We start from the raw sequence: 8,554 nt of genomic DNA on the forward strand, positions 1-8,554 counted from the left end.
GCAACTGACCGAGCAGGTCCAGACGCTGCAGCGCAACCTGCTCGACATGAACAACCAGAACGAGCAGTTGCGCTCCGAAGTGGCGCGCCTGCGCGGGCAGGACGAGCAGATGCTGCGTGACCTGTCCGAGGTGCAGCGGCGCCAGAAGGACATCGCGCAAAACGTCGACGAGCGGGTGCGCAAGCTCGAGCCGCAGCAGGTGTCGGTCGACGGCAAGGAGTTCTTCGTCGAGGCCGAAGAGAAGCGGGCCTATGACGACGCAATGGCCATGATGCGCGGCGGCGAGTACGACAAGGCCGCGCCGGCACTGGTCACGTTCCTCAAGCGTTACCCGAGCAGCGGCTACGTGGACTCGGCGCGTTACTGGCTGGGCAATGCCCAGTACGGCCTGCGCCAGTACAAGGATGCGATCGCGACCTTCCGGGCTTTCGTGACCGCGGCGCCGGACCACCTGCGCACGCCCGAGGCCTTGCTGGCGCTGGCCAACTGCCAGGCCGAGCTGAAGGACAACAAGAGCGCCAAGCGCACGCTCGAAGAGCTGATCAAGCAGTATCCGAAGTCGGAAGCCGCGCAGGCCGGCCGCGAGCGCATCGTCACACTGAAGTGACCGGGTGAACGACCACCCCGCGACAACGCCCAGCGCGCCGCCGGAAGACACGCCCGATCTGGAGCGCCGCTTCGGCGGCTTGCGGCGGCTCTATGGCCACGCCGCCTACGAGCGGCTGCGCACGCTGCGCATTGCGGTGGTGGGCCTGGGCGGCGTGGGCTCTTGGGCGGTCGAGGCACTCGCGCGTTCGGGTGTGGCCGAGCTGGTCCTGATCGACATGGACCATGTCGCCGAGTCCAACATCAACCGGCAGATCCAGGCCACCGGCGCGACGCTGGGCATGGCCAAGGGGCAGGCGCTGGCGCAGCGCGTGGCCGATATCCACCCAGGCTGCACCGTGCATGTGGTGGACGAGTTCGTCGACGCCGCCAACTGGCCCGGCCTCTTGCCCGGGCCCGTGGATGCGCTGATCGATGCCTGCGACCAAGTCCGCGCGAAGGCCGCGATGGCTGCCTGGGCCTTGCAAGAGCGCGTGCCTTTGGTGTGCTGCGGCGCGGCCGGCGGCAAGCGCCACGCTGAGCGTTTGGACATTGCCGACCTGGCCGCGGTCACGCATGACCCACTGCTCTCGTCATTGCGCCAACGCCTGCGGCGCGAACACGGCGCGGTCAAAGCAGGCCAAGGCGCGATTGGCGTGCGCTGCGTGTTCTYGCGCGAGAGCGTGGCGCCACCGGCCGATGCGGCGTGCGACACCGGCGCCGGCGCCGGCGAAGTGAGCGACGGCAGCTTGAACTGCCACGGCTATGGATCGGCAGTCACGGTGACCGCGAGTTTTGGTTTTGCGGCGGCGGGCGAGACGCTGGCGTTGTGTCTCGCACCACAGGCCTCTTTTCAATCAAGAAAAAGTCATGATATGATCTAGGGCTCTACCGCAGTAAGGGTTGTTAGCTCAGTCGGTAGAGCAGCGGACTTTTAATCCGTTGGTCGCAGGTTCGAATCCTGCACAACCCACCACTTGCTGGAAAGGCCGCCAAGGCCAGTTCAGCAGGCGTCGAATGAGATCTCAGGGCTCTTAGCTCAGTTGGTAGAGCAGCGGACTCTTAATCCGTTGGTCGAAGGTTCGAATCCTTCAGGGCCCACCAATTCGAATGAAGAAGGACTTGCCGAGAGGCAAGTCCTTTTTTCATGGCCGATCCGCCGCGCCCATGATTCTTGAAGGCAACGGCGTCGCCACCGGCTGCGGTGTTGTCTGACTGCCGGCAGGTGCGGGCGCCGACACGGGCAGCCGAGCCCAACGGCTAAGTTCTGGTGACTGCTTCATGCACGCCACGATGGACTGGTCCCACCTCTTTTCGCTCACGCTGTCGCCTTTCGAGCTGATGCTGCGGGGCACGCTGCTCTACTGGTTTTTGTTCTTCGTGTTCCGCTTCGTGCTGCGGCGCGATGCGGGCTCGATGGGCATCACCGACTTCCTGTTCGTGGTGCTGATCGGCGACGCGGCGCAGAACGGCATGATCGGCGAGGGCACCTCGTCGGCCGACTCGATGCTGCTGATCGCCACGCTGGTCGGCTGGAACGTGCTGCTGGACGCGCTGGCGTTTCGCTCACCCGCTTTCGAGCGCTTCGCGATGGGGCAACGCAGGTGTCTGTTCAGGAACGGCCAATTGCAGCGCCGCCAGATGCGGCGCGAGTTCATCACCGCCGAAGAGCTGAAGGAAAAGATCCATCAAGAAGGCGTCAAGGACTTCGACGGCGTCGACCAGATCTTCCTCGAGCCGAGCGGTGAGGTCACGGTGATTCCGAAACAGGCGGGCAAGAAGTAGGGCCCGCGTGCTTGCTTAGCCGCCGCGCTTGGCGGTGAGCGTCACCCAGGCTGGCGCGTGGTCACTCGCTTTTTCGAGGCCACGCATCGCGCGGTCGACCCCCGCATCCTTTAGCCGCTTGCTGGCCGTCGGGTTCAACAACAGGTGGTCGATGCGCAGCCCGGCATTGCGAGGCCAGCGCTGGCGGAAGTAGTCCCAGAAGGTGTACATCGGCTCACCCGGATGTTTCTTCGCGATCGCATCGGTCCAGCCTTGTGCCAGCAGCTCGCGGTAGGCCGCTCGCGATTCGGGTTGCAGCAGCGCATCGTCGAGCCACGATCGCGTGTTGTAGATGTCGGCCACGTCGTCGGTTGGCACGACGTTGTAGTCGCCCACCAGCAATACCGGCTCCGGGTGGTCAACCAGGCTGCTGGCATGCGCGATCAGGCGCTTGAACCACGCCAGCTTGTAGTCGAACTTGGGGCCGGGTTGCGGGTTGCCGTTGGGCAAGTAAAGGCATCCCACCAGAACCCCATGTGCGGCAGCCTCAAGGTAGCGGCTTTGGGTGTCCTCGGGGTCGCCCGGCAGGCCGCGCCGGGTCTCGATCGGCTGGTTGCCACGGGCCAGGATGGCCACACCGTTGTACGACTTCTGGCCGCTCCACAGTGCGCCGTAGCCGGCCTCTTCAATCGCCGCCTTCGGAAAGGTCGCATCCGAGGTCTTGATTTCCTGCAGGCAGACGATGTCGGGTTGGGTTTCATCCAGCCAGCGCAAGAGGCCAGGCAAGCGGCCGTTGATGCCGTTGATGTTGTAGGTCGCGATCTTCATCAGGGCGGTCCTCTCGAGGGTCGATCCTATCGATGCCGGCAGCAATCGGCACACCCGTGAGCTTGCTGGTCATGGAGCGCTCTCGGTCCATCGCCCCCACATGCCATCCAGCGCGCTGCTGCTGCGGCTGGTCGCACGCCGATGGCGCGTGCCAAGGTGCCTGCCTACAGTCCACCCCATCGACAGCCCTCTCCACCCAGGAGCCCACCATGACCCGCAGCCCCTTCCGTTTCGCGCAGCAAGAATCTCAGGTTCGCCGCACGGCCGCTGGCGTGGCGCTGGTGATGGCGCTGAGCCTGATGGCAGCGCTGGGCCAGGTGGCCGACGGCCAATACGACGACGCGCTGATGGCCCAGGCCGACGACGCGCCGACGCAGGTGGTGGTGGTCACGGCCAAGCGTCTGTCAGGCGCTTGAGTTCCCTCGAAGCCTGCCGTGGCTCTGGCCGCGGTTTGCGCGTCGTCGCCGCGGCAATGCCATGATGGCGGCGTGAAAGACCCGGCCCCCAAGCGCAACCGCGCACAACTGCCCGCGATCATCGACGACCACGGCGCCCCCAGCGGTGCCTCAAGGGTCGCCGCGGCCATCCTCGGCTTTCTTGGCGAGGTGCCGGGCTCGAACGCCCAGGCCAGCCGCCAGCCGGCCGAAGCCGCTCGAACGATTGCCGTCAAATCGTCTGCCAAGGCGGCGGCGGCCGCGGGCACGCTGGCATTGCCGCCCGGGCCACTGGGCTGGCTGACCATCCTGCCGGAGATGCTGGCCGTCTGGCGGATCCAGGCCAGCATGGTGGCCGACATTGCGGCCTACTACGGCAAGTCCGGCACGTTGACGCAAGAGCAGATGCTGTACTGCCTGTTCAAGCACACGGCGTCGCAGGCGGTTCGCGACCTGGTGGTGCGGATGGGCGAACGCATGATCGTCAAGCAAGCCTCACTGAAGGCGTTGCAGGTCGTGGCCCAAAGCATCGGATTGAAGGTGACGCAGCGCGGGCTGTCGCACGGCGCGTCGCGCTGGCTGCCGGTGATCGGCGCGATGGGTGTGGCGGCCTACGCCTACTACGACACGGGCCAGGTCGCCAAAGCGGCGATCGAGCTGTTCGAGCGCGACATCGAACTGCGAGCGCCTGACGAGGCTCGCTGAAGCCAGCGGAGCCGCCCCTTCGCCCGATGCCCATCAGACCAACTGGTCTCCCAGCTGGTGGCGCAACTCGGCGACCAGTGCTTCGAGGTGAGGTGCGTAGTGTTTCCAGCGGCCGGACGAACGGGTGTACAGGGGCTGCCGCACCTGCCACGCGCTGGCAGTTTTCACCAGCGACGGCACCTCGTGAAAATGCAGGCAAGTGTCTTCCCATGGCAAGCCAGCACTGGCTAGCAGGCGTTCGATACTTGGCTGAGGGGCCTCCACCAGGGCGTCGTAGTCAACATCATGAATATCGTCGCTGTAGAGCGTCTTCCAATGCACCATCAGCCGACGGTATTGGCCGTACCAGTGCGCCGTGTCTGCCAAGTCCAGCGCATAGGGCATCGAGTGGCTCAGGTGCAAGAAGAACACTGCTAGGCAGTTGTCGATCGGATGGCGTCGAGTGTGCACGATCTTGGCATGCGGGAACATCGCCTTGATGAGGCCGATATGAAGGAAATTGTCCGGCCGCTTGTCGGTCAGGATTGTGGCGTTCGGATGCAACGCGCCCGCGGCAGTGAGATAACGTGCTCGCAGATGTTCGATGACTGTTGGTTCGATGCGGGTGCCGCTACCGTGCAACGTCGGCAGGTGCTCCTTCACCAACGCAGGCAGCAGGTCGAGCTCGCCGCCGGCGGTGACCCGGGAATGGCTGGCCAGGACCCGCTCGACCAGTGTTGAGCCGGAGCGAAACATGCCGCAGATGAAGATCAACTGTGGCGTGTCGGCAGTTGGCGGTTCCGTGCGGTCTTGTGCGTGGGGGAAAGCTTCGATCAGACGTTCGATCGACTGTTCGTGGGCCGACCTGTCGTAGCGAACCGTCCGTGGGTGCGCGATCCGCCGGCTGGCCGCGTTAGCCGCCGCATACGCTGCAAAGGCTTCGTCGTAGGCCGCTACCTTGTCGAGAGCCGCGCCCAGGCTGAAGCCCAGGTCCGCATGTTCCGCCGCCACAACTCCTGGGCGCGCGATGGCTTGCTTTAGCCGCAGGATCAATGGGTCACCGATGTCGGTCAGAGGCGTGATCGTCGACAGCCGCGCCAAGGCCAAGGCGTTGTGCGGGTCAATGGCGAGCGCGGCTTCGTACTGGGCGGTAGCAAGCCGCTCGTCCCCGCGGTGCTCGAACAGATTGCCCAGATTGAGCATAGCCGGCACATAGCGCGGGTTCAACATCAGCGCTGCGCGCAGCTCCTGTTCGGCTCCGTCAGGATTTGCCAGATTTTCGGCCAGGATGACGGCGCGGTTTAGGTGGACTTCTTCAGGCTGGTCGGCGCACAGGTCCAGCGCATGCTGGTACGAGACTAGCGCGTCGTCGTAGCGCCGTGCCCGGCTCAGCAGGCGCGCCAGGTTGTACCAACCATCCGCCAGCTCGGGTCTCTGTTGCAGTGCACGCTGATATGCGTCGATCGCCTCAGGCTCCCGGCCCGTGCGGGACAAATGATCCGCGCGTGCAAGCAGGGTGTCGACATTGGGTTCTGGAGTCACGGGTAGGCAAGGTGGACGGGTATTGGACGCATGGTTGCGTAGCTTACGTCGCGCGCGCCCTGCGCCGCCTTGGAGCCGAAGTCGTCGTAGAGCAGATGTTGGTGAAGCAATGGCCGGGCCGCCATGCATCAATCGACGGCGATCCAGTAAACGTGGCCCTTCTCGCACTTGTACTCGGCGAGCGTCTTACCCGCCTCCTGGCGGGTGTTGCCCGTGGCCGTCATCGTCGTCTTGTCGATCGGGCAGGGCTGCACTTCAATGACGGCGTGCACGCCCGCCAGCAGCAGGGCCGCTGCGAGGCTCAGGCCTGTAGTGAACTTGCGCATAGGGCACCTCCATCCGGGATGGCGGCAAAGCCCGTTCCCGCGCAGGGGGCTCAGCGCAACTCGTCGCCCAGCTGACGCCGCAACTCGATGACCACCGGATCGAGGTGCCGCGCGTAATGCTGCCAACGGCCCGATGAGCGGGTGTACATGGCCTGCCGCACCTGCCAGACGCTGGCCGTCTTGACCACGGCATCCTTCTTGTGAAAGTCGAGGCAGGCGGCCTCCCACCGCAAACCGAGGCTGCCGATCAGGCTGCGGATCTGCGGCTCCGGCTCCTTGACCAACGCGTCGTAGTCGACATCAAGAATGTCCGCGCCGTAAAGCGTCTTCCAATGCTGCATCAGCCGATGGTATTGGCCGTACCAGTGCGCCACGTCGGACAGGTCCAGCGCATAGGGCATTGCGTGGCTCAGATGCAGGAAGTAGACCGACAGGCAGTTGTCGATCGGGTGACGCCGGGTGTGGACGATCCGTGCTCGCGGAAACATCGCCTTGATCAGGCCAATGTGGAGGAAGTTGTCGGGCCGTTTGTCGGTCAGCACGAAGGCGTTCGGGTGAAGCCCACGCACCGTGGCAAGGTAGCGCTCCCGCATGCGGGCGACCACCCCCGCGTCGGCGGGCGCACCGGTGCCGGCCAGACCCGGCAGGTGCTGGTGCACCAGGGTTGGCAGCAGGTCCAGCTCGCCCCCTGCGGTGACCTGCGAGTGGCTCGACAGGATCTGTTCGACCAGCGTCGAGCCGGAGCGGAACATGCCGCAAACAAAAACAACCTGGGGTGAGCTCTCGGCTGCCTTGCCCACTGGTGCGGGCTGGGGGAAGGCGTGAATCAGGTTGTCGACCATCTGCTCATGGGCCTGGCGGTCGTAGTGCACTCCTGGCGGTGCGGCGGCTTGGCGGCTTGCCTCGTTGGCAGCCTGGTAGGCGGCAAACGCATCGTCGTAAGCCGCGATCTTGTCGAGCGCCGCGCCCAGGCTGAACCCCAGGTCGGCGCGTTCGGCCGCCTGGGCGTTGGGCCGTGCAATGGCCTGCTTCAGCCGTTGGATCAACGGGTCGTCAGCGCGGGACAAAGGCTGGATGCTCGTCAGCCGTGCCAGCGCCAGGGCATTGAACGGGTCGAGGAACAGGGCCCGGCTGTAGTGCGCGATCGAGCCTGACCGGTCGCTGCGGTGCTCGCAGATGTTGCCCAGGTTCAGCAGCGCCGGCACGTAGCGCGGGTTCAGGGCCAGCGCGGTGCGAAGCTCGCGTTCCGCCTCGACCGGGCGCGCCAGGTAGTCCGCCAGGATGACGGCGCGGTTCAGGTGCACTTCTTCGGGGTGGTCGGCCTTGAAGTCGAGCGCCTGCTGGTAAGCGAGCAGGGCTTCGTCGAACCGGCGCACCCGGCGCAGCAGGCGCGCGAGGTTGTACCAACTGTTGGGCGAATCCGGCCGCAGTTCCAGCGCCTTCTGGTAGGCGACGATGGCATCGCGCACTTGCCCGATTCGGGCCAGCTGCGCGGCCTGGGCGAGCAGGGTGTCGACGCTTGCTTCGGGAGTCACGGCAGATCCGGGAGCGGGATTGGATGCAAAAAAGCCCATCAGCGCAGGGAAAGTGGCTCGGCTAGACTGCATAGCTTACGTGCTCGGCGCCCGCCGCATGTCGCCCTTGTTTCACAGTTCCCCACACCATGCCCGTTTCCGAGACCGCGCTGCTTGACGCCTTGCGCACCGTCGTCGACCCTCAGATCCAGCAAGACTTCGTTTCGGGCAAGCAGCTGCGCAACCTGCGCATCGACGGCGACAAGGTGTCGTTCGAGGTGGAGATGGGCTACCCGGCGAAGAGCCAGTATCCCGCGCTGCGGGCCGCGTTGACGGCAGCTGCGCGCGGCGTCGAAGGGGTCGGCTCCGTCGACATCCAGTTCGGTTTCAAGGTCGTGGCCCATGCCGTTCAGCGCGGTGTCGCACTGCTGCCGCAGGTGCGCAACATCATCGCCGTGGCCTCGGGCAAGGGCGGCGTCGGCAAGAGCACGACCACCGCCAACCTGGCGCTCGCGCTGGCTGCCGAAGGCGCACGCGTCGGCATCCTGGACGCCGACATCTACGGCCCCAGCCAGCCGATGATGATGGGCCTCAGCGGCCGGCCCGAGAGCGAAGACGGCAAGACCATGCTTCCGCTGGAAAACCACGGTGTGCAGGTGATGTCGATCGGCTTCATCGTCGAGCCCGACCAAGCCCTGATCTGGCGCGGCCCGATGGCCACGCAGGCGTTGGACCAGTTGCTGCGGCAGACCAGCTGGGGCGACCTGGACTACCTGCTGGTCGACATGCCGCCCGGCACCGGCGACATCCAGCTCACGCTCAGCCAGCGCGTGCCGCTGACCGGCGCGGTGATCGTGACCACGCCGCAGGACATTGC

General features: G+C 65.5%; 10 protein-coding genes and 2 tRNA genes. 8 read left to right on the plus strand and 4 right to left on the minus strand.

The genetic code is table 11. The features are described from left to right. From ybgF to AC1DYI_RS20040, 5 genes are all read left to right on the plus strand, one after another. Nucleotides 1-607, plus strand: a 607-nt coding sequence (gene ybgF / locus AC1DYI_RS20020; RefSeq protein ID WP_477205890.1) for a tol-pal system protein YbgF, incomplete at its 5' end; no start/stop codon positions are given. 4 nt (nt 608-611) lie between these two features. Next, on the plus strand, nt 612-1,469 hold the full coding sequence (locus tag AC1DYI_RS20025) for a tRNA threonylcarbamoyladenosine dehydratase (RefSeq protein ID WP_477205891.1): 858 nt from the start codon (nt 612-614) through the stop codon (nt 1,467-1,469). Between the two features lie 16 nt (nt 1,470-1,485). Then, nucleotides 1,486-1,561, plus strand: a tRNA-Lys gene (locus tag AC1DYI_RS20030). A 52-nt stretch (nt 1,562-1,613) separates the two neighbouring features. Continuing rightward, nucleotides 1,614-1,689 (plus strand) — tRNA-Lys (locus AC1DYI_RS20035). 189 nt (nt 1,690-1,878) lie between these two features. Further along, nucleotides 1,879-2,370, plus strand: a complete 492-nt coding sequence (locus AC1DYI_RS20040) for a DUF421 domain-containing protein (RefSeq protein WP_477205892.1) — start codon at nt 1,879-1,881, stop codon at nt 2,368-2,370. Between the two features lie 15 nt (nt 2,371-2,385). On the opposite strand, the gene xth is transcribed toward AC1DYI_RS20040, so the two are convergent. After that, a complete protein-coding gene (xth, locus tag AC1DYI_RS20045) occupies nt 2,386-3,177 on the minus strand; it encodes an exodeoxyribonuclease III (protein WP_477205893.1) in 792 nt (263 codons plus the stop codon). Between the two features lie 209 nt (nt 3,178-3,386). Between xth and AC1DYI_RS20050 the strand changes: the two genes are divergently transcribed. Both AC1DYI_RS20050 and AC1DYI_RS20055 read left to right on the plus strand, forming a co-directional pair. Continuing rightward, on the plus strand, nt 3,387-3,593 hold the full coding sequence (locus AC1DYI_RS20050) for a hypothetical protein (protein WP_477205894.1): 207 nt from the start codon (nt 3,387-3,389) through the stop codon (nt 3,591-3,593). Nucleotides 3,594-3,665: 72 nt separating this feature from the next. After that, nucleotides 3,666-4,316 carry a hypothetical protein gene (locus AC1DYI_RS20055; protein ID WP_477205895.1) on the plus strand — a complete coding sequence of 217 codons (651 nt, stop codon included), beginning with the start codon at nt 3,666-3,668 and terminating at the stop codon, nt 4,314-4,316. A 33-nt stretch (nt 4,317-4,349) separates the two neighbouring features. Here AC1DYI_RS20055 and AC1DYI_RS20060 read toward each other — a convergent pair whose 3' ends face one another. The 3 genes from AC1DYI_RS20060 to AC1DYI_RS20070 all read right to left on the minus strand — a co-directional run bounded on the left by AC1DYI_RS20060 (nt 4,350) and on the right by AC1DYI_RS20070 (nt 7,698). Beyond that, entirely contained in the window at nt 4,350-5,837 is a 1,488-nt protein-coding gene (locus AC1DYI_RS20060) for a tetratricopeptide repeat-containing sulfotransferase family protein (RefSeq protein WP_477205896.1), read from the minus strand. Nucleotides 5,838-5,965: 128 nt separating this feature from the next. Continuing rightward, the gene (locus AC1DYI_RS20065) at nt 5,966-6,163 is read right to left on the minus strand and encodes a hypothetical protein (protein WP_477205897.1); all 198 of its coding nucleotides are present in this window, start codon (nt 6,161-6,163) and stop codon (nt 5,966-5,968) included. A gap of 50 nt (nt 6,164-6,213) precedes the next feature. Then, a complete protein-coding gene (locus AC1DYI_RS20070) occupies nt 6,214-7,698 on the minus strand; it encodes a sulfotransferase family protein (RefSeq protein ID WP_477205898.1) in 1,485 nt (494 codons plus the stop codon). Between the two features lie 128 nt (nt 7,699-7,826). Between AC1DYI_RS20070 and AC1DYI_RS20075 the strand changes: the two genes are divergently transcribed. Next, nucleotides 7,827-8,554 (plus strand): P-loop NTPase (locus AC1DYI_RS20075; RefSeq protein ID WP_477205899.1); only part of this gene is annotated, 728 nt, incomplete at its 3' end.

This window comes from Ideonella sp. P3_A4 (genome assembly GCF_056403075.1).